Origin of the sequence: Bradyrhizobium sediminis (assembly GCF_018736085.1) — a bacterium.
Taxonomy (GTDB): Bacteria; Pseudomonadota; Alphaproteobacteria; order Rhizobiales; family Xanthobacteraceae; genus Bradyrhizobium; species Bradyrhizobium sediminis.
In genome coordinates this window covers 217204-236350 of the sequence record NZ_CP076134.1, presented here as the reverse complement: position 1 = coordinate 236350, position 19147 = coordinate 217204, and the positions used below count along the sequence as shown (strand labels likewise).

General features: G+C 62.2%; 17 protein-coding genes. 12 read left to right on the top strand and 5 right to left on the bottom strand.

Annotation, left to right across the window (positions count from 1 at the left end):
- Positions 1 to 12 precede the first annotated feature (12 nt).
- Both KMZ29_RS01155 and KMZ29_RS01150 read left to right on the top strand, forming a co-directional pair.
- Complete coding sequence (locus KMZ29_RS01155; protein ID WP_215622110.1) at positions 13 to 2445, top strand: DNA translocase FtsK; 2433 nt, start codon at positions 13 to 15, stop codon at positions 2443 to 2445.
- Positions 2446 to 2584: 139 nt separating this feature from the next.
- Positions 2585 to 3397, top strand: coding sequence for an outer membrane lipoprotein carrier protein LolA (locus tag KMZ29_RS01150; protein ID WP_369810064.1), 813 nt, complete (start codon positions 2585 to 2587; stop codon positions 3395 to 3397).
- Here KMZ29_RS01150 and KMZ29_RS01145 read toward each other — a convergent pair.
- Entirely contained in the window at positions 3394 to 3963 is a 570-nt protein-coding gene (locus KMZ29_RS01145) for a TetR family transcriptional regulator (RefSeq protein WP_215604330.1), read from the bottom strand. The genes KMZ29_RS01150 and KMZ29_RS01145 overlap by 4 nt on opposite strands.
- A 79-nt stretch (positions 3964 to 4042) precedes the next feature.
- Between KMZ29_RS01145 and KMZ29_RS01140 the strand changes: the two genes are divergently transcribed.
- Both KMZ29_RS01140 and KMZ29_RS01135 read left to right on the top strand, forming a co-directional pair.
- A complete protein-coding gene (locus tag KMZ29_RS01140; protein ID WP_215614094.1) occupies positions 4043 to 4417 on the top strand; it encodes a hypothetical protein in 375 nt (124 codons plus the stop codon).
- 54 nt (positions 4418 to 4471) lie between these two features.
- Positions 4472 to 5287, top strand: a complete 816-nt coding sequence (locus KMZ29_RS01135; RefSeq protein WP_215604328.1) for an exodeoxyribonuclease III — start codon at positions 4472 to 4474, stop codon at positions 5285 to 5287.
- A gap of 51 nt (positions 5288 to 5338) precedes the next feature.
- On the opposite strand, the gene KMZ29_RS01130 is transcribed toward KMZ29_RS01135, so the two are convergent.
- Positions 5339 to 5782, bottom strand: coding sequence for a cyclic nucleotide-binding domain-containing protein (locus KMZ29_RS01130; protein WP_215622109.1), 444 nt, complete (start codon positions 5780 to 5782; stop codon positions 5339 to 5341).
- 54 nt (positions 5783 to 5836) lie between these two features.
- On the bottom strand, positions 5837 to 6523 hold the full coding sequence (locus KMZ29_RS01125; RefSeq protein WP_215604326.1) for a response regulator transcription factor: 687 nt from the start codon (positions 6521 to 6523) through the stop codon (positions 5837 to 5839).
- Between the two features lie 228 nt (positions 6524 to 6751).
- Between KMZ29_RS01125 and KMZ29_RS01120 the strand changes: the two genes are divergently transcribed.
- Positions 6752 to 7321: a L,D-transpeptidase family protein gene (locus KMZ29_RS01120; RefSeq protein WP_215622108.1), complete on the top strand. Its 570-nt coding sequence runs from the start codon at positions 6752 to 6754 to the stop codon at positions 7319 to 7321.
- A gap of 34 nt (positions 7322 to 7355) precedes the next feature.
- Positions 7356 to 8141, top strand: a complete 786-nt coding sequence (locus tag KMZ29_RS01115) for a 2-keto-4-pentenoate hydratase (RefSeq protein ID WP_215622107.1) — start codon at positions 7356 to 7358, stop codon at positions 8139 to 8141.
- 138 nt (positions 8142 to 8279) lie between these two features.
- Here KMZ29_RS01115 and KMZ29_RS01110 read toward each other — a convergent pair whose 3' ends face one another.
- Positions 8280 to 8969, bottom strand: a complete 690-nt coding sequence (locus KMZ29_RS01110) for a YggS family pyridoxal phosphate-dependent enzyme (RefSeq protein ID WP_215624088.1) — start codon at positions 8967 to 8969, stop codon at positions 8280 to 8282.
- A 108-nt stretch (positions 8970 to 9077) separates the two neighbouring features.
- Between KMZ29_RS01110 and KMZ29_RS01105 the strand changes: the two genes are divergently transcribed.
- The 6 genes from KMZ29_RS01105 to holA all read left to right on the top strand — a co-directional run bounded on the left by KMZ29_RS01105 (position 9078) and on the right by holA (position 18030).
- Positions 9078 to 10769 carry a diguanylate cyclase domain-containing protein gene (locus tag KMZ29_RS01105; protein ID WP_215622106.1) on the top strand — a complete coding sequence of 564 codons (1692 nt, stop codon included), beginning with the start codon at positions 9078 to 9080 and terminating at the stop codon, positions 10767 to 10769.
- 361 nt (positions 10770 to 11130) lie between these two features.
- Entirely contained in the window at positions 11131 to 11565 is a 435-nt protein-coding gene (locus tag KMZ29_RS01100) for a hypothetical protein (protein ID WP_215622105.1), read from the top strand.
- Between the two features lie 12 nt (positions 11566 to 11577).
- On the top strand, positions 11578 to 13668 hold the full coding sequence (locus tag KMZ29_RS01095; RefSeq protein WP_215622104.1) for a hypothetical protein: 2091 nt from the start codon (positions 11578 to 11580) through the stop codon (positions 13666 to 13668).
- 151 nt (positions 13669 to 13819) lie between these two features.
- Positions 13820 to 16456, top strand: coding sequence for a leucine--tRNA ligase (gene leuS, locus KMZ29_RS01090; protein ID WP_215622103.1), 2637 nt, complete (start codon positions 13820 to 13822; stop codon positions 16454 to 16456).
- Positions 16443 to 16994: an LPS assembly lipoprotein LptE gene (gene lptE / locus KMZ29_RS01085; protein WP_215622102.1), complete on the top strand. Its 552-nt coding sequence runs from the start codon at positions 16443 to 16445 to the stop codon at positions 16992 to 16994. Before leuS ends, lptE begins: the two co-directional genes overlap by 14 nt.
- Before the next feature lie 7 nt (positions 16995 to 17001).
- Complete coding sequence (gene holA, locus KMZ29_RS01080; RefSeq protein WP_215622101.1) at positions 17002 to 18030, top strand: DNA polymerase III subunit delta; 1029 nt, start codon at positions 17002 to 17004, stop codon at positions 18028 to 18030.
- Between the two features lie 135 nt (positions 18031 to 18165).
- Here the strand turns inward: holA and KMZ29_RS01075 are convergent, their stop codons facing one another.
- Positions 18166 to 19044 carry a ParB/RepB/Spo0J family partition protein gene (locus KMZ29_RS01075; protein ID WP_215622100.1) on the bottom strand — a complete coding sequence of 293 codons (879 nt, stop codon included), beginning with the start codon at positions 19042 to 19044 and terminating at the stop codon, positions 18166 to 18168.
- Between the last annotated feature and the right edge of the window lie 103 nt (positions 19045 to 19147).

The following is a 19147-nucleotide window of genomic DNA, read 5'->3' as shown; positions in this document are numbered from 1 at the left end:
TCGCGAAGGCCCATGAGCATGCCGGCGATCGAACGCGTCATTCCCCTGGTCGGCCATTTGCCGGCGTCGATCCGCGAGGCGCTGATGCGGCGCCTGCGCGAGCTCGCCGGACTTGCGCTGATCGCGCTGTCGGGCGTGGCGGCGGCGGCGCTGATGACCTGGTCGGTGCAGGATCCGAGCCTCAGCCACGCGACCTCGCGCGCGATCCGCAACATCGTCGGCTATCCCGGCGCGATCGGCGCCGATCTGCTGATGCAGATCGTCGGTCTCGGCGCAATCATGCTGATCCTCCCCGTTGCGGTGTGGGGCTGGCGCATGCTGACCCACCGCACCTTCGACCGCGAAGCGCTGCGGATCGCATGCTGGATTCTCTGCACGGTGATCGCAGCGGGCTTCGCCAGCTGCTGGACGCATGGCGGGGCGTGGCCGCTACCGACCGGGCTTGGCGGCGTCGTCGGCGACGCGCTGGTGCGCGCACCCGCCGTGGTGTTCGGACCGCCCGGCTTCGTCTATCGCCTCGTGCTTGGGATCATCCTGTTCGCGGCGATGGTCGCGACCTTCCTGTTCGCATGCGGCATGGGCTCGCGGCGCGAGGAAGAGGAACTGACGCCGATCGAGGACGACGACACGCCGTTCGAAGAGGAAGACGATCGCAGTTCGGTCTCGCTGGGATGGGTGTTTCATGCCCTCATGAGCGCCAAAGCGCGGCTGTCGTGGCTAATGGTGCTGGCCTATCGTTCGCTGGTGGCGAGCGCGCCGCAGCCCCGCACCTCCTCTTTCGAGCGCCAGGAGCCGAGCCTCGGCGGTCGCGCCGCGCCGTCATTGGCCCCGCAGGCCGAGGAGGATTTCGACGACGAGGAAGAAGAGGAAGTTCCCGCCGCCCGCGCCCCACGCAAGAAGGCTGCACCACGCGCCCCGGCGCGCAAGTCGTCCGACAGGTTCGAGCTGCCCGCCGTGTCAATGCTGACGGCGCCGAAGGCCTCGGACCGGCAGCCGCTGAGCAAGTCGGAACTCGAAGCCAATTCGCGAGCATTGGAGGGCGTGCTCGGCGATTTCGGCGTCCGCGGCGAAATCGTCAAGGCCAATCCCGGCCCTGTCGTGACGCTGTACGAGCTCGAACCCGCGCCCGGCATCAAATCGTCGCGCGTGATCGGCCTTGCCGACGACATCGCGCGATCGATGAGCGCGCTGTCGGCGCGCGTCGCCGTGGTCGCCGGCCGTAACGCCATCGGCATCGAATTGCCGAACGCGCATCGCGAAAAGGTTTATCTGCGGGAATTGCTGACGGCCAAGGACGAATCGGTCGCGAAGCTGCCGCTCTGTCTCGGCAAGAACATCGGCGGCGAATCCATCATCATCGACCTGGCGCGAACGCCGCATATGCTGATCGCCGGCACCACCGGCTCCGGCAAATCGGTCGCCATCAACACCATGATCCTCAGCCTGGTCTACCGGCTGCGGCCGGATCAGTGCCGGCTGATCATGGTCGATCCCAAGATGCTCGAACTCTCGGTCTATGACGGCATCCCGCATCTGCTGACGCCTGTCGTGACCGACCCGAAGAAGGCGGTGGTCGCGCTGAAGTGGGCGGTGCGCGAGATGGAAGAGCGCTACAAGAAGATGTCGAAGCTCGGCGTCCGCAACATCGACGGCTACAATCAGCGCCTGGTCGAAGCGCGGGCCAAGGGCGAAGATCTGACGCGCACGGTGCATACCGGGTTCGACAAGGAAACCGGCAAGGCGATCTACGAGGAGGAGAAGCTCGACCTCGATCCGCTGCCCTACATCGTCATCATCGTCGACGAAATGGCCGACCTGATGATGGTGGCCGGCAAGGATATCGAAGGCGCGGTGCAACGCCTGGCGCAGATGGCGCGCGCCGCGGGCCTGCATGTGATCCTGGCGACGCAACGGCCGTCGGTCGACGTCATCACCGGCACCATCAAGGCGAACTTTCCGACCCGCATCTCGTTTCAGGTCACCTCAAAGATCGACAGCCGCACCATCCTCGGTGAAATGGGCGCCGAGCAGCTGCTCGGGCAGGGCGACATGCTCTATATGGCGGGCGGCGGGCGCATCAGCCGCGTCCACGGTCCCTTCGTCTCGGACGAGGAGGTCGAGAAGGTGGTGCGCCATCTCAAGACGCAGGGCCAGCCCGAATATCTCGAAGCCGTCACGGCGGAAGAGCCGACCGACGAGGACGGCGCGGTGTTCGATTCCACCGGAATGGGCGGCGATGGCGGCGGCGACCTGTTCGCGCAGGCGGTGGCGATCGTCAAGCGCGACCGCAAGGCCTCGACCAGTTACATCCAGCGCCGGCTGCAGATCGGATATAACCGCGCCGCGTCGCTGATGGAGCGGATGGAGCTCGAGGGCATCGTCGGACAGGCAAATCACGCCGGCAAACGTGAAATTCTGGTCGAAGAAGAAGAAAGCCGCTTCTGAGAAGTGCGATCGAGCCCCGGGACTGCCTGACTTGGCATCATATTTTCACGGAAAAACGATATCTCCTTTGGCCGAAAGCACGATAAAATGGCCGAGATTCAGGCAGGACGACGCGTTGCATAGAAATCCGAAATTTCGCATGGCCACACTACTTGCAGACCGCAGCATGCGTGGCGCGCTGGCGCTGCTGCTTGCGGCATCCATGAGCTGCGGTGCCGCGACGCCGTCTCAGGCGCAGACCGTTCCGATTCCGAAACCCGCCCCGAAAGGGCGCGACATGCAGATCAGCGCATCGGAACCGCAGCGCACGCCGATGACGACCGGGGCAACCCAGACGGTTCCTCCGAATCCGGTGATTCCCGATCCGCGCCGCAATCTTCCCGCCAACATCTTCGCGACCTTCGACGCGACCCAGAAGGCGCAGGCCGCCAAGGTGAGTTCCTATCTGTCATCGCTGCAGACTCTGGTCGGAAATTTCGTCCAGGTCGGACCCGACGGCAGCAAGACCAAGGGCGACTTCTATATCCAGAAGCCCGGCAAGGTGCGTTTCGAATATGACGCGCCGAGTCCGATCGCGATCATCGCCGACGGATCCTCGCTGGCGGTGCGCGACACCAAGCTCGCGACCCAGGACATCTATCCGCTGTCGCAGACGCCGCTGCGCTTCCTGCTGTCGGACCGCATCGATCTGCTGAAGGACACCAACGTCGTGAGCGTGACCGCCGATGACGTGTTCATCAGCGTCACCATCGAGGAGAAACAGGCGCTGATCGGCACCAGCCGCCTGATGCTGATGATCGGCGCCAGGGACGGCCAGCTCAAGCAATGGACGGTGACCGACCCGCAGGGCTACGACACCACCGTCGCGGTCTACAATCTGGATTCCTCCAAGAAGGTCGATCCCGGCCTGTTCAAGATCGATTTCACCAACTACTCGGTGCCGCCCGGCTAGCTCTCCGCTTTCATTACCGCGCAATAGGCCGCTGCGATCATGTCATCGATCTCGGCTGGCGGAGACTGCTTGGGCAGGAATAGGCGCACCGCGCCGTAAGGCATCCCGATCAGCGCCGTCTGGCATTGCAGATCTGACCGGCGGGACCGTGCCGCGAATGTTCCGACCACCTTCATGGCGAACTTGTTGATCCCTGCGGCCTCGCGCCGCAGATGCGCCGGCGTGCGTTCGTCCAAAAAATCCTCCTGCCGCCGCAAGGCGAGCAGGCTGGCGAGCGCCAGATGCTTGCGCGACCAACGCGGCACCGTCAGCGCGGCCTCAAGGCCTTGGCGGGCCGTCGCCGCAGCATCCACCGCCGGCACGAAGTCGGACTGGAAGCTGCGCACCGCTAGCAGCCAAGCTTCCCCGAGGATTTCCTCGCGTGATTCGAAGCGGTGATAGATCGAACCGACGGTGGCGCCCGAGGCGGCGGCGAGCGACTGGATGGTGACGGGCCGTCCCATCGCCGCCTCGCCGGCGGCGGCGAGGAGCAGTTCTTCACGGTCGAACCTGGCGTGCCGGCCCATGTGGATTGCCCCGTTGATATTCTAGAATAGAAATTCTATTATTTATGCTGTCAATCCGCCTCTTCTCATGGAGGAGAAAATGCTGAATGCCGGCTTTGCCGCAGCGAGCGTGCTCGCGCTGCTCACCTTCACGGTCCACACCTTTGTCGGCGGCGTCTACGTGGTCCGTCCGCTGCTGGCGGTCGAGGGGCTGAGCCGCGCGTCGCGCTGGCTGAACTATTACTGCTGGCACATGACGACGCTGACGCTGCTGGTCATGACCGCGATGTTCGCCTACTCGGCGCTCGAGCCGGCCGCGCGCGGCTTCGGCGTGCTTTTCACCGCATTGGCGGCCTCCTTTTCGCTACTCTGCATCGCCGTCGCCATCAAGGGCGGCGTGCGTCCCTGGCGCTTTCCGGCCACCAGCCTATTCGCGGCCGTCGCCGCCGCCGGCATCTGGGGCCTTTCGACCTGATCCTGTGCAAAACCGCGGGACGGCGGCGGTGCCTGTGCTAGAACGCTGCTCCCCATGCGCTTCTCCCTGACAACCTGGAATATCAATTCGGTGCGCCTACGCATCGATCTGGTCGCCAAATTCCTCAAATCGGTGCGGCCGGACGTGCTGTGCCTGCAGGAAACCAAATGCATCGACGACGCCTTTCCGCTGAAGCGGTTCAAGCGTCTCGGCTATGAGCACATCGCGCTGAACGGCCAGAAGGGCTATCACGGCGTCGCGGTGATCTCGAAACTGCCGTTCGACAACACGGATATCCGCACCTTCTGCGACAAGATCGATTCGCGTCACATCTCGGTTTCGTTCGGCGAAAAGGCGCAGCTGGCAAAGCCGCTGGTGCTGCATAATTTCTACGTTCCGGCCGGCGGCGATATTCCCGATCCAGCGCTCAATCCGAAATTCGAGCACAAGCTGCAATTCCTCGACGAGATGAAGGCCTGCGAGCCGCTGCACCCGCGCGGCGACGACCGGCATATCCTGGTCGGCGATCTCAACGTCGCGCCGCACGAGAACGACGTCTGGTCACACAAGCAACTCCTGAAGGTCGTGTCGCACACCCCGATCGAATGCGAGAAACTGCTCGCGGCACAGGCGCATGGCGAATGGTTCGATGTCGCGCGGATGCGGATTCCGATGTCGGAGAAGGTCTATACGTGGTGGAGCTACCGCGCCGCCGACTGGACACTGGCCGACCGCGGCCGCCGGCTCGACCACATCTGGGTATCGCGTGCGCTGAAAGACGGCGTCAGCGATTTCCGGATCACCAGGGACGCACGCGGCTGGGAGCGGCCGTCGGACCACGTGCCGGTGACGGCGACGCTGGAGGTGTAGCCGCTACTGTCGTCCCCGCGTTCGCGGGCAAGATCCGCTGAGGCTGGCGGATCAAGTACTCAGTTTGGCGCCGGCCATCAGGATATCGCTGGCGACCTGGCTGGTGCGAGTGGCGAATTCGTCGCGCAGGCGGCGCGCTGCGGCGGGATCGCTTTCGAGCACGCGCTGAAACAGGCTGCGCGCGACCCGGATCACCGAGGAATTTTCCAGCGCGGTCGCGGTGGATGGCCGCTGCATCGCGACGATCAGCGCCAGTTCGCCGATCAAGGCGCCGGGACCCGCGATGATTTCGGCGCCGCCGCCGTCCTCGAGCCGGAACGCGCCGCGCTGAACGATGAAGCCTGCATCGGCGTCGTCGCCTGCATTGAACAGCACGTCGCCGCGCGCAAAATTGCGCGGCTCGGAGCCGATCGCAAGCATGCGCAGCGCGGTCCCGCCAAGCAGGCGCAGGGTGGGGACGCGCTCAAGTAGCGCTACATCATCTTCGATCGACATGCAGGACCGGTGATCGGGATGCGCTGAAAAATACGAATCGTCGGGCGAATCGTATCACGGCACCAGCTTGTAGCCACCGGCTTCCGTCACCAGTATTTCGGGATTGGCCGCATCTTTCTCGATCTTCTGACGCAGCCGGTAAATGTGGGTTTCCAGGGTATGCGTGGTGACGCCCGAATTATAGCCCCACACCTCCTGCAGCAGCGTTTCGCGCGAGACCGGCATCTGGCCTGCGCGGTAGAGGAACCGCAGGATCGCGGTTTCCTTTTCGGTCAGGCGGACCTTCCGGGCATTGGCGCCGGTCAGCATCTTGGAGCCGGGCCGGAAAGAGTAGGGGCCGACGGAAAAAACCGCGTCCTCGCTGGCCTCATGCTGGCGGAGCTGGGCCCGGATTCGCGCCAGCAGCACCGCAAACCGGAACGGCTTTGCCACATAGTCGTTGGCGCCGGATTCCAGCCCCAGAATGGTGTCCGAATCGGTGTCGTGCCCGGTGAGCATGATGATGGGCGCCTTGAAGCCGCCCTTGCGCAGGCTACGCACCACCTCGCGGCCGTCGGTGTCCGGCAGCCCGACATCCATCAGCACGAGATCGGGAGAATTGGCCTTGGCGGCGCTGGCGCCCTTGGCGCCGGTATCGACGGCGGAAGCCTCGAACTCGTCGTGCAGCGACAATTGCTCCACCAGCGTGTCGCGCAGATCGGTGTCGTCATCCACGATCAGGATCTTGCGGGCATTGGCCATGGGTACAATCCTCTTGGGAGCGGCAGGGGCAAGCAGAAGCGCCGTCAGCCGAATCTTGATTCGTAAGCTAGTCAGGTCTTGGTTCGTATTGAGGTAAGGGGCTGTTACAGTTTCACAAGCCGAAACACAGTCTACTCCAGAATTGGCTGGCTTTTGGATGAATGTCTGGGATCGGCGTGAAATAGAACATTTGCATTAAGCGAGGCAACCGGGGATTTGGCGATTCGCATGGGAAAGTCCAATATTTCAATCACTTATAGAACAAGTCCACGTGATCGCCCGCTCTCGGAAATCCGGATTCGCGCCGCCGCCGGCGATCCCCGCCGGGGCTGGCTGACGGCCGGCGGCCAGACCTTGCCGGTCGCACTGGGACGCGGCGGCATCATGGCCAACAAACGGGAGGGCGACGGCGGGACCCCGCGGGGCACCTTCCGGCCGCGGCAATTGTGGTGGCGCGCCGACCGCCACCCGAGACCGCGCACATTTCTGCCGATTCGCCCGATCCGGCCCGAAGACGCCTGGTGCGAGGACCCCGGGGATCGGCATTACAACCAGCCGGTGCGGCTGGAGCCGGGTCGCGGCGGCGACCGGCTCCGGCGCGACGACCACCTCTACGATTTCATCGTCGAGATCGATCACAATACGCGGCCGCGAATCGCCGGCCGGGGCAGCGCGGTTTTCCTGCATTTGGCGCGCGAGAATTTCGGGCCGACCGCCGGATGCGTCTCCATGACCGAATCGGCGATGCTGCACTTGCTGCGGCGGCTCGGACCCAGGACGAAGATCGTGATCGAGTGAGTTGGCGGTTCTGTAGTCCAAGGATATCAAGAGCATGCTCGACAACAATAAGATAGCGGCGGCCTCACGCATCCTGCACGACCACTGGCGCGCCGGCACCAAGCTTGAGGGTCTCGAGACTTCACTTCGTCCGCGCGACCGCTCCGAGGCCTACGCGATCCAGGCCGCTATCGAAAATCATTCGACAGGGAGCCTGTTCGGCTGGAAGATCGCAGCCACCAGCGAAGCCGGCCAGAAACACATCAATGTCGATGGCCCGATGGCCGGGCGCATCTTGCGCGAGACCGTGATTGCGGATGGCGGCACGGCCTCGATGGCCGGCAATGAAATGCGCGTCGCCGAGCCGGAATTTGCTTTTCGCATGCAAATGGATCTGCCGCCGCGGGCCGCGGCCTACACCGTGCGGGACGTTCTCGATGCCGTCGACACGCTGCATCCGGCGATCGAAATTCCGGATTCTCGCTTCAGGGATTTTGTCAGCGCCGGCGCCGAGCAGATCATCGCCGACAATGCCTGCGCGCATCTGTTCGTTCTCGGTGCGCCCACGACGTCGAACTGGCGCGCACTCGATCTCGTCGAGGAGAAGCCGGCGATCGCGCTACGCGGCAAGCAATACACCGGTCTCGGCAAGAACGTGCTCGGCGATCCCAGGATCGCGCTGGCCTGGCTCGCCAATGAATTGCGCCAGCTCGGCATAACGCTGCGGAGGGGAGAGGTCGTGACGACAGGCACCTGCCATCCGCCGCTGCCGATTCAGCCGGGCGATTTGTTTGAGGCCGACTTCGGGGTGCTTGGAAGAGTGTCGGTGGGATTCAAGTAAGCATCACCAGACTGAGTGTCGTCCCCGCGAAAGCGGGACCCATAACCACCGGCTTTGGTTGTGCGGAAGGTGTCTGCCGCACTGCCCTATCGACAGATCACGCGGTATAGGTCCCGGCGTTCGCCGGGACGACGAAGTCTACCGATGCCCGAAAATCGCCGAGCCGACCCGCACATGGGTGGCGCCGAATTGGATCGCGATTGCAAAATCGGCGCTCATGCCCATCGAGAGATTCTTCAGCCCGTTGCGCGCGGCGATCTTCGCGGTCAGCGCGAAATGCGGCGCCGGCGCGTCATTGACCGGCGGAATGCACATCAGGCCGGAAATTGACAGGCCATATTTGTCCCGGCAAGCGGCAATGAAGGCGTCGGCTTCGTCTGGAGCGACGCCCGCCTTCTGCGGCTCCTCCCCGGTATTGAGCTGGACGAACAATTCGGGCCGCCGCTTCTGGGAATTCATCTCCTTGGCTAACGCTTCGCAGATGCTCGGACGGTCGACCGAATGGATCGCATCGAACAGCGCCACGGCTTCCTTGGCCTTGTTGGATTGCAGCGGTCCGATCAGATGCAGCGCGATCCCGGGGTAAGCCGCCATTAACTCTGGCCACTTCGCCTTGGCTTCCTGCACGCGGTTTTCGCCGAAAACACGCTGTCCGGCCTCGATCACGGGCGTAATGGCGCTGGCGTCGAATGTCTTGGACACCGCGATCAGCGTCACCGACTTACGATCGCGGCGCGCTTCCTTGCAGGCGCGCGCGATCTCCTGCTCAACCGTGGCGAGCCCGTTTGGTGAATGCGCTGATATCGGCGAGGGGGTTTGCGGCGACATGTCATCCGTCATTGGTAGATCTACGGGGATTAGTTCGAATTTTACCGAATTCCGGAAAGGCTTCTTGAACCCTTCCCTCTACCCTGCATACGGGGTCAGGGGACTAAGATGTCACGGGTTAGTTTCAACCGCAAAAGAGTGAAACTCAAGAAACTTCTGGGAATCCGCGCACGGCTGGCGCTGCTCGGGCTGATCCTGGTGGCGCCCTTGATGCTCGAGCGCGCCCGTTCGCTCGAGGACACAAGGTCCAAGCAGATCGCGCTCGCCTCTACGGAATTCGCCGGCCTCGCCAAGCACAGCGCCGACATGCAGCGCGAAGTGATTTCGTCGGTCGAGACCGTGCTGAAATCGGCGGCCTATATCCGCGCTTCCGATGGCGGCGTCGGCCGCAGTTGCGACATCATGCGCGCCAGCCTGCCGGCCAATCTGCCATGGATCCGCAGCCTGATGATCGTCGGCGGCGATGGGCGCATCCAGTGCTCGACCAACAACATGTATGTCGGCCTCGATCTCAGCGACCGGCCCTACCTCACGAAGGCGCGCGAGACCCGCAACTTCGTTTTCAGCGACTTTCTGCTTGCCCGGCCGAACAACACACCGATCGTGATGGCGGCCTATCCGGTATCCGCCATCAATCGCGATGCCGACGCGGTCGTCCTCGCCGGCGTCAATCTCGACTGGATGTCGAACATCATGGGCAATCTCGGCAACCGGCCCGGTATTTCGGCCGTGCTGATCGACAGCGCGGGAACCGTGCTGGCGGCGCCGTCGGATCAGGCCAGCATGATCGGCCATCCGCTCGATACCGTGCCGCTGTTGTCGGCCATCGCCGAAAAAGCCATCGGCTCGGACAAGACGGAAGGATCGCTCTCATTCGTCGCCGCGGACGGCTTGAGACGCATGGTGACCTTTGCGCGCGTTTCCGGCACGCAATCGCGCCTGATCGTCAGCATCGACGAGGCCAGGGTGTCCGCCGCGATTAACCGCGAGATTCGCACCGCTTACCTGCAACTGGGGTTCGTCTGCGTGTTCGTGCTGCTCGGCGCTCTGGTCGCCGCCGAGAAGCTGATCATCCAGCCGATCGAGATGATGGCGGCGACGGCGACGCGGTTCGGCCAGGGCGAATGGTCGGTGCGCGCCGCGCGCGGCAGCCTGCCGGCGGAGTTCGTACCGCTCGCCCGCGCCTTCAACGCGATGGCGGCGCAGCTCGGCAAGCGCGAGCGCGAGCTCGTCGCCACCAACGACCGGCTGACCGTGATGGCCTCGATCGACATGCTGTCCGGCCTCGCCAACCGCCGCGGCTTCCAGAGTCGGCTCGATTTCGAATGGATGAAGGCCCTGCAAAACGACAGCGAGCTGTCGCTGCTGATGATCGACGTCGATCACTTCAAGCTGTTCAACGACACCTATGGCCATCCCGAAGGCGACGCCTGCCTGACCCGGCTCGGAGAGACGCTGGCCGGCATTGCCGCCGAGACCATGGGCTTTGCCGGACGTTACGGCGGTGAGGAATTTTGCCTGCTGCTGCCGAACACCGACGCCAGGCGCGCGCTCGAAATCGGCGAGATGGTGCGATCAGCGGTCCTGAACCTGGCATTGCCCCACTGCACCTCGAGCTACCAGACCGTCACCGTCAGCGTCGGCGTCGCCTGCACCCGGCCGAACGAAAAGCAGCAGCCCGGCGACCTGGTCGAGGCCGCGGATGCCGCCCTCTACGCCGCCAAACACCGCGGCCGCAACGCCGTGGTCGAGCACGGGTTCGTCCGGCTCTCGGACGGCGGGATGGCGCTGGCGAGCTGAGGGCAGGCCGTGTAGCTAATGACCGGTATCCGCCTTTTTAAAGCATCGATGGAATCGGGCGTTTGGCCCGATACTCATTTGCGTCCGGCATGTGCATCAACGAACCAAGAACGGAGATAATGCGTTTGTTCCTCACCATTGCAAGTAAAGGTTGATTTTCGATACGGTTTGTCCCTAATTTTAATTTTGAAAAAGTTTGTTGGGGCTTTAAGTGGTGGAACTTGATCAAAAATACGGGATCGTTGTCGGACCGGCACGGAACGACAGACGGCAGATGGGATATGATGATTGGGAGTTAGACATCAGGCCTGCCTCCTTTAATGTTCTCGATGGGACATCTGCTCCGCCACTCCGATCCTTCATGTCCCAGGTTCTGGCTGACTGGTCCTGCGGTGGTGTCCTCGTAAACAAGGTGGTGATATTGTATCTGGTTGATGAAGCCGGGCTTGTGCGCTTTTCCATCGAAGAAGCTGTAGACGAGGACGTCGTTGGATTGGCCTCTGGGCGACGTTTTAAGCGCTTGGAGATTCCGTACTTGAGCGGCTTGTTGAGAACAGACAAGAAACTCGGACACCCGTCCCTGGTGAATTGCGGAGGAGCCCGAATAGCGGGCCAGATTCTATTTCAGCCCGCGAATGGAACAGGCGTTCCGGCGCATTGGACAATCGATGCATGGTCTGGCCGGTACGGCAGAACCGTCGAGACGGCGCGGAGGGAGTCGCGGCATATCGACAACGTTATCGCCGTGTTTCAGCTTCACGGGATCGAATTAAAGAATGCATTTGGGCCATTGTGATAGGGCAGTCGTATGGGTCGGACCGTTTCGGACATCTCCCTGGATCACTTGCTCGTTGACGATCAGAAGTTGATATCCAACATCTCGGAGGGATCGGCAGAGGAGGCTTTTCTTCTCGCCAAGACACGCGAATTCCTTGCCTACTGGAGCGCGCGTTCATGGCTCAATACCGAGGCGATTGAAATTGTTGGCGCGAAACTCTCTCTCTCCGCCGCGCCAGCAGTGTGGGAGAAACTGCGCAACACGGTGGCGAACGAGTTTCCCCAGCTATCGATGTATTTCCTGAAGTTTTCCAATTCCCGCGAAATGTCTGCATCGCCGGAGGCGAGTTCGCGGTTCGAAAGCAAAACTCAACTACCCTCGATCAAGGATCTCAATTCATTAGCGGCCCAGATCGAGGAAGGGAGAGTATCCGAAATTGCTTCCGGCATTCTTTCGGCAAACGATGCGTATAGCCGTTCGTTGTCAAGCGAACGATCGATCATTCTCTATCTTTCGTTTCTCGCAAAAATACTGGGCCGGCTATCCGCAAAATCGGTCGCAGAAAAGACGACGCGCGCAAAGCTAATCCATCATCTTTCGCGAGAATTTCTCAAATGGGAGCCGTGGAACGAAAAGCCATGGACTTTTCTCATGCATGGCTATCTTTTCGAGGGTGCATATCGCGAGGCCGAATCTGTCATTTGGGAGGCGTTACGGCGATTCAATTCACCGAATGCGTGGGTCAATCTGATCAATTACCTTTCCAAATTATCTGACCGCGCTGATGATTATTATTACTACTCGGGCCGTGCTGAGTCGATTGTGCCGGGGAACAGTTATATTACGGCGAACCGGATACGTGCCATTCTTCGGAAAGGCGACATGGAGGAACTACCGATTGCTTGCGACCTCGCGGGCAAGATGTTCGTCATCGATCCCAACTTTCACGAAGCAAACATTCGACTATTTCTGAACTCGACCTTGCTGCTGTTTCAGCAGGGGAGAAAAATTGATCGTTTCATCAAATCGTATGCACCAAGCGTGCTTAGAGCACCTAACGCGATCTCCTCGTTAGTATGGATGGCACAGAATTTCCGTTGCGCCGCGCAGTTTGGCACGATGCTTCTTTCCGTTGGCCTCACCGAGGAGCCAACAAGGGTCGACTACCTGGACCACACAGGACTGCTAAAAGTGATTCTGGGAGGCGCAGCGCTGGACGAGGCGATTGAACAAGCAACCTGGATGATCGAGAAGGGCTTCGAAAGTGCCACTACTCGGAATTGGCTCGCGATGGCTCTTATCAAGCGGAATGGCGGGCGCGACCGGGATGTCGCGAAAGAACATCTCATCGCCAACATCAACAAGTTTCCAATGGACCAGGTGGAACTGAGCCGGGCGCTGCTTGCAAAGCTCAACCAAGGACGATTTGATGAAATACTCGCGAAAGTATCACCCAAGAATAGAGAGGTTGACGTTTCCCGTATCAGAGGCGTGGGAGAGGATCATTTCGGGACTGTAGTCCAACAGTTTTCCGAGTCGGTGGAGTCTCAATATCCCCTGCCGAAAGATATATGGCGCTTGGGCACTTTAAAGCGCATATCCATCCTACTTTTCGACGAAGGGCCAACGGGGCGGCATACCAAGGCAATTTCGGAGCTCGAAACGATGAGGCGCGAAGTTGGCACCTCCTCCAATGGCAATGGCACCCGCGATTACATCGACTTGCTGATAGCCCGTGCAGACAAGGATGGCGCTCATGAAAAGCAGCTTCCCGCGTTTGCTGCGAAATTTGAATACGCTCTCAATCGCGGAGATCGGGAGTTACTACAGCAAATTAGTCGCGATTGCCCACGATTGTCGGCACTGTCGCTGATCGCACGTGCGATGTTTGGAGATGTCGATGCTGCTGCTGAGGTCGGTCGGTATCTGAGGAGGAGCGCGGGCCTGGCGGTGCATGAAAAGCCGTTTCACGATGAGTTACTCCGACGCACATTTGGAGGGGACCATCTATCGATCGATGACGGAAAAATCGTCGAGCTTTTCCAGGCAAACCGGCGGATAATTGAGCCGATTGTGAGGATGGCCAATGAAGCGCTCGTTTATCTCCCTGCGGCTGCGTGACCATTGCACTTCAGGATACGCATTTGGCTGAACCGCGAAGAGGCTTTCGTCTGCGGATGGTCTAGCCCCCCGTTGACCCCCCTGCCGCTTTTGTGGCCTAGTCCGCCGTCCCCAGGGACGGCCCCGAACCCACGAAAAGCCCTGCGATTTCATGACCTCCGAACGCTATAACGCACGCGAATCCGAGCCGCGCTGGCAGCGCCAGTGGGACGAAAAGGCGATCTTCGCCTCCAAAAACGACGATCCCAGGCCGAAATATTACGTGCTCGAGATGTTCCCCTACCCGTCCGGGCGCATCCATATCGGGCATGTCCGCAACTATACGCTGGGCGACGTGCTGGCGCGCTTCATGCGGGCCAAGGGCTTCAACGTGCTGCACCCGATGGGCTGGGACGCGTTCGGGCTGCCGGCCGAGAACGCGGCGATCGAGCGCAAGGTGGCGCCGAAGGCGTGGACCTACGACAATATCGCGGCGATGAAGAAGCAGCTGCAGTCGATCGGGCTGTCGCTGGACTGGTCACGCGAATTCGCGACCTGCGATCCCTCCTACTACAAGCATCAGCAGAAGATGTTTCTGGACTTCCTGCGCGCAGGCCTGGCGGAGCGGGAAAAGCGCAAGATCAACTGGGATCCGGTCGACATGACCGTGCTCGCCAACGAGCAGGTGATCGACGGCCGCGGCTGGCGCTCCGGCGCGGTGGTCGAACAGCGCGAAATGAACCAGTGGGTCTTCAAGATCACGAAGTACTCGCAGGAACTCTTGGACGCGCTCGACACGCTGGACCGCTGGCCCGACAAGGTGCGGCTGATGCAGCGCAACTGGATCGGCCGCTCCGAGGGCATGCTGGTGCGCTTCGCGCTGGATCCTGCGACGACGCCGAAAGGCGAGTCCGAGCTGAAGATCTTCACGACGCGGCATGACACGCTGTTTGGCGCCAAATTCATGGCGATCGCGCCGGATCATCCACTGGCGCAGGCCGCGGCCGCGAAAAATCCCAAGCTCGCCGAGTTCATCGCCGAAGCAAAGCGCCACGGCACCGCGCAGGAGATCATCGACACCCAGGAGAAGCTCGGCTTCGATACCGGGATCCGCGCGATTCACCCGTTCGATCCCAGCTGGAAGCTGCCGGTCTATGTCGCCAACTTCGTGCTGATGGAATACGGCACCGGCGCGATCTTCGGCTGTCCGGCGCACGACCAGCGCGACCTCGACTTTGTCAATAAATACGGGCTCGGCAATACGCCGGTGGTCTGTCCCGAAGGCCAGGCCCCCAAGACCTTCGTCATCACCGACACCGCCTATGACGGCGACGGCCGCATGATCAATTCGCGCTTCCTCGATAGCATGACCATCGATCAGGCCAAGGAAGAAGTCGCGAAGAGGCTCGAAGGCGAGGTTCGGGATAACTCGGCCGTCGGCGAGCGGCAGGTCAATTTCCGCCTGCGCGACTGGGGTATTTCGCGGCAGCGCTATTGGGGCTGCCCGATCCCGGTGATCCATTGCCCGAAATGCGATGTGGTGCCGGTTCCGGACAAGGATCTGCCGGTGGTGCTGCCGGAGGACGTCAGCTTCGACAAGCCCGGCAACGCACTCGACCATCATCCGACCTGGAAGCACGTTGCTTGCCCCAAATGCGGCGGCCGCGCTAGCCGCGAAACCGACACCATGGACACCTTCGTGGATTCGTCGTGGTACTTCGCGCGCTTCACCGATCCCTGGAACGAGAAGACGCCGACCACGCCAGCGGTCGCCGACCGGATGATGCCGGTCGACCAATATATCGGCGGCGTCGAACATGCGATCCTGCATCTGCTCTACAGCCGCTTCTTCACCCGCGCGATGAAGGCCACCGGGCACATCGGCATGGACGAGCCGTTCGCCGGCATGTTCACCCAGGGCATGGTGGTGCACGAGACCTATCAGAAGGCCGACGGCTCTTACGTCACGCCCGCGGAAGTCAAGATCGAGGCCGGCGGCAACGGCAAGCGCGCCATTCTGCTGACGACAGGAGAAGACATCACCGTCGGCGCCATCGAGAAGATGTCGAAGTCGAAGAAGAACACCGTCGATCCCGACGACATCATCGCGACCTACGGCGCCGACGTCGCGCGTTGGTTCATGTTGTCGGACTCCCCGCCCGACCGCGACGTAATCTGGAGCGACGAGCGCGTCCAGGGCGCCTCGCGCTTCGTGCAGCGGCTGTGGCGGCTGGTGAACGAATCAGCCGAAATCGCCAAATCCGCCCCGGCGGCGCGGCCGGCGGCGTTCGGCCCGGACGCGCTTGTCCTGCGCAAGGCCGCTCATGGCGCGCTGGACAAGGTTTCGACCGGCATCGAGCGACTGCATTTCAACGTCTGCCTCGCCCATATCCGCGAATTCACCAATGCGCTGGCGGAAGTGCTGGGGCGCGAGGGCCAGCCGGCCCCCGTCTTTACTCCAGACCTGGCCTGGTCGGTCCGGGAGGCCGCAATCATTCTTGTTCAATTGTTTGCGCCGATGATGCCGCATCTGGCCGAGGAGTGCTGGACGGTTCTGGGCCAGAAAGGGCTGATTTCGGAGGTCAATTGGCCCCAAATCGAACGCGATTTGCTGGTTGAAGACACCGTGACGCTGGTGGTCCAGGTCAACGGCAAGAAGCGGGGTGATGTCACCGTGCCACGGGGTGCTCAAAATCCGGAAATTGAGGCTGCCGTTTTGGCTCTCGATGCGGTAAAAGTGGCCCTCGGCGGCAAGGCCGTCCGCAAGGTCATTATTGTTCCAATGAGGATCGTGAATGTCGTTGGCTAGTACCCGCATCGCCGCTCGGCTCCTGGCCGTGGCCGCCTTGGCGGCGCTGACGGCCGGCTGCTTCCAGCCGATGTATGCCGGGCGTACCGACGGCACGCCCGGACTGCGCGAAAAGCTGATGGGGGTGGAAGTTCCGCCCGTCGACAAGCCCAACGCCTCGCGGGAAGCCCGGATCCAGGTGGAGGTCCGCAACGCGCTGGCGTTCAAGCTCTATGGTAGCGCCACCGGCATGCCGCCTACCCACCGGCTGGTGCTGCGGTTCACGACCAACCGCTCGTCGCTGATCCTCGATCCCAATACCGCGCTGCCATCCAGCGAAAACTACGGCATCGACGCCCAGTACAATCTGATCGAGCTCGCCACCAATAAGTCGGTCATGACCGGGAGCACGTTCTCGCGCGTCTCCTACGACATCCCGGGCCAGCTGCAGCGCTTCGCCCGCGCCCGCGCGTTCCGCGACGCCGAGGATCGCGCCGCGCAGGAGATCGCGGAAAACATCCAGACCCGGCTGGCGTCGTACTTCGTCGCCGGCACCTGACGCCCAATTGGTCGCGCTTCGCGGAAAAGAGATCGACGCTTTTCTCGCCCGGCCCGATCCGGGCCGTCCAATCATCCTGCTGTACGGCCCCGATGCGGGTCTGGTGCGCGAGCGCGCCGATGCGCTGCTGGCATCGGCGGTCGACGATCCCAGCGATCCGTTTTCGCTTGTCAGGCTGGATGGCGATGAACTTTCCGCCGAGCCGTCCCGGCTGGTCGATGAAGCGATGACGGTGCCGCTGTTCGGCGGCCGCCGTGCCATTCGCGTGCGCGCCGGCTCGCGCAACTTTGCTAGCGGCGTCGATACGCTCGCGGACTCTGCGCTGAAGGATTGCCGCATCGTGATCGAGGCCGGCGAATTGCGGCCGGAATCGCCGCTGCGCAAGGCCTGCGAGCGCGCCAAGACCGCGGTCGCGATCGGCTGCTATGCCGACGACGCCAACCAGCTCGCCCGGCTGATCGACAGCGAGCTGCGGGTTTCCAATCTGAGCATCGCAGCCGACGCCCGCGCGGTCCTGATGTCGTTGCTCGGCGGCGACCGTCAGGCCTCGCGCAACGAACTGAGGAAGCTCGCGCTGTACGCGCATGGCGGGCGCGAGGTCACGCTCGACGATGTGATGGCCGTGGTTGCCGACGCCTCCGAACTCAAGGTCGACCCGATCGTCGACGGCGCGTTCGCCGGAAAGCCGGAGCTGGTCGAAACCGAATTCGCCAAGGCGATGATCGCCGGCACCTATCCGGGCGTCATCATTTCGGCCGCGCAGCGCCAGGCGGCGTGGCTGCACAAATCGGCGCTCGCGGTCGCCGAGGGAACGCCGGTATCGGCCGTGCTCGATGGCGGCTTTCCGCGGCTGCATTTTTCGCGCAAGGGCAACGTCGAGGCCGCCCTGCGCAATTTCAGCGCAGCGCGGCTGCTCACGGTCATCGAACAGCTCGCGACCGCGGCGCTGGAAATGCGCAAGCAGGCAAACCTGGCCGACGTGATCGCGCAGCGCGCGCTGCTGGCGATCGCCGTCAATGCGAAGCGGCGGGGATAAGTCTTACTTAATCGGTCATTCCGGGGCCCGAGTGAAACGAGCAAACCCGGAATCCAGAAGTTAGTTGCGCGAGATTCCCCGATGTGCAATCGCACATTTGAGGTTCGCGCTTGCGCGCGCCCCGGAATGACGACTCTAACTTCCCTTGTCGAGCCGCCGCAGGATTTCGTCGAGCTGTTCGAGATCGCCATAGCGGATGTGCACCGTGCCGCCAGGATCGCGGTGTTCGACGGTGACGGCCAGTCCGAGCGCGTCGCTGACGCGTTTCTCCAGCGCCACCGTATCGGGATCCTTGACCTTGCCGCTGCGGGCCTTCTGTGGCTTGCGAACAGGCACGCCCTCGACATGCGCCAGCGCCTCGGCCTGACGCACGTTGAGGCCCTCCTCGACGATGCGCTTGGCAGCGGCAACGGGATCGGGCACCCCGATCAAGGCGCGCGCGTGCCCGGCCGACAACTGGCCGAGCGCGATGTAGGCCTGAACTTCGGCCGGCAATTTCGTCAGCCGCATCATGTTGGCGACGTGGCTGCGGCTCTTGCCGACGATCTTCGCAATCTCGTCCTGGCTGCGTTTGAATTCATTGGCCAGCGCGTGATAGCCCTGCGCCTCCTCCATCGCATTGAGATCTTCGCGCTGCACGTTCTCGATGATCGCGATCTCGAGTGCATCGCTGTCGCTGACATCGACCGGCACTATCGGCACTTCGTGCAGGCCTGCGATCTGCGACGCGCGCCAGCGGCGTTCGCCGGCGATGATCTCGTAACGATCCTGCACGCCCTTGACCGGACGCACCACGATCGGCTGGATCACACCGTGCTGCTTGATCGAGTCGGAAAGTTCGGAAAGTTCGGCATCGGAAAAAGTGCGGCGCGGATTGCGCGGATTGGCTTTGAGGAATTCAATCGGCACCTTGCGCTGCGCGCGAGGCCGTTCGATATGCGCGGCCTCGCCGCCGACATCGCCGATCAGACTTGCAAGACCGCGGCCCAGTCGCGAACGCGCTTCATCGGCCATCGCCAGCTCCCTTGGATTCACTTAGCACTCCTAATTCACTTCGTCCCGTCACCGCCGTCATTCCGGGGCGCGCGTGAAGCGCGCGAACCCGGAATCTCGACGT

What these genes read in the sequence shown, in the direction of transcription:
- leuS (WP_215622103.1), top strand. Translation starts at nt 13,820, where the DNA reads ATGACCTCCGAACGCTATAACGCACGCGAATCCGAGCCGCGCTGGCAG.
- KMZ29_RS01110 (WP_215624088.1), bottom strand. Translation starts at nt 8,969, where the DNA reads ATGTCGCCGCAAACCCCCTCGCCGATATCAGCGCATTCACCAAACGGG.
- KMZ29_RS01075 (WP_215622100.1), bottom strand. Translation starts at nt 19,044, where the DNA reads ATGGCCGATGAAGCGCGTTCGCGACTGGGCCGCGGTCTTGCAAGTCTG.
- KMZ29_RS01130 (WP_215622109.1), bottom strand. Translation starts at nt 5,782, where the DNA reads ATGTCGATCGAAGATGATGTAGCGCTACTTGAGCGCGTCCCCACCCTG.
- KMZ29_RS01115 (WP_215622107.1), top strand. Translation starts at nt 7,356, where the DNA reads ATGCTCGACAACAATAAGATAGCGGCGGCCTCACGCATCCTGCACGAC.
- KMZ29_RS01120 (WP_215622108.1), top strand. Translation starts at nt 6,752, where the DNA reads ATGGGAAAGTCCAATATTTCAATCACTTATAGAACAAGTCCACGTGAT.
- lptE (WP_215622102.1), top strand. Translation starts at nt 16,443, where the DNA reads ATGTCGTTGGCTAGTACCCGCATCGCCGCTCGGCTCCTGGCCGTGGCC.
- KMZ29_RS01140 (WP_215614094.1), top strand. Translation starts at nt 4,043, where the DNA reads ATGCTGAATGCCGGCTTTGCCGCAGCGAGCGTGCTCGCGCTGCTCACC.
- KMZ29_RS01105 (WP_215622106.1), top strand. Translation starts at nt 9,078, where the DNA reads ATGTCACGGGTTAGTTTCAACCGCAAAAGAGTGAAACTCAAGAAACTT.
- KMZ29_RS01100 (WP_215622105.1), top strand. Translation starts at nt 11,131, where the DNA reads ATGTCCCAGGTTCTGGCTGACTGGTCCTGCGGTGGTGTCCTCGTAAAC.
- KMZ29_RS01150 (WP_369810064.1), top strand. Translation starts at nt 2,585, where the DNA reads ATGGCCACACTACTTGCAGACCGCAGCATGCGTGGCGCGCTGGCGCTG.
- KMZ29_RS01135 (WP_215604328.1), top strand. Translation starts at nt 4,472, where the DNA reads ATGCGCTTCTCCCTGACAACCTGGAATATCAATTCGGTGCGCCTACGC.
- KMZ29_RS01095 (WP_215622104.1), top strand. Translation starts at nt 11,578, where the DNA reads ATGGGTCGGACCGTTTCGGACATCTCCCTGGATCACTTGCTCGTTGAC.
- KMZ29_RS01155 (WP_215622110.1), top strand. Translation starts at nt 13, where the DNA reads ATGAGCATGCCGGCGATCGAACGCGTCATTCCCCTGGTCGGCCATTTG.
- KMZ29_RS01125 (WP_215604326.1), bottom strand. Translation starts at nt 6,523, where the DNA reads ATGGCCAATGCCCGCAAGATCCTGATCGTGGATGACGACACCGATCTG.
- KMZ29_RS01145 (WP_215604330.1), bottom strand. Translation starts at nt 3,963, where the DNA reads ATGGGCCGGCACGCCAGGTTCGACCGTGAAGAACTGCTCCTCGCCGCC.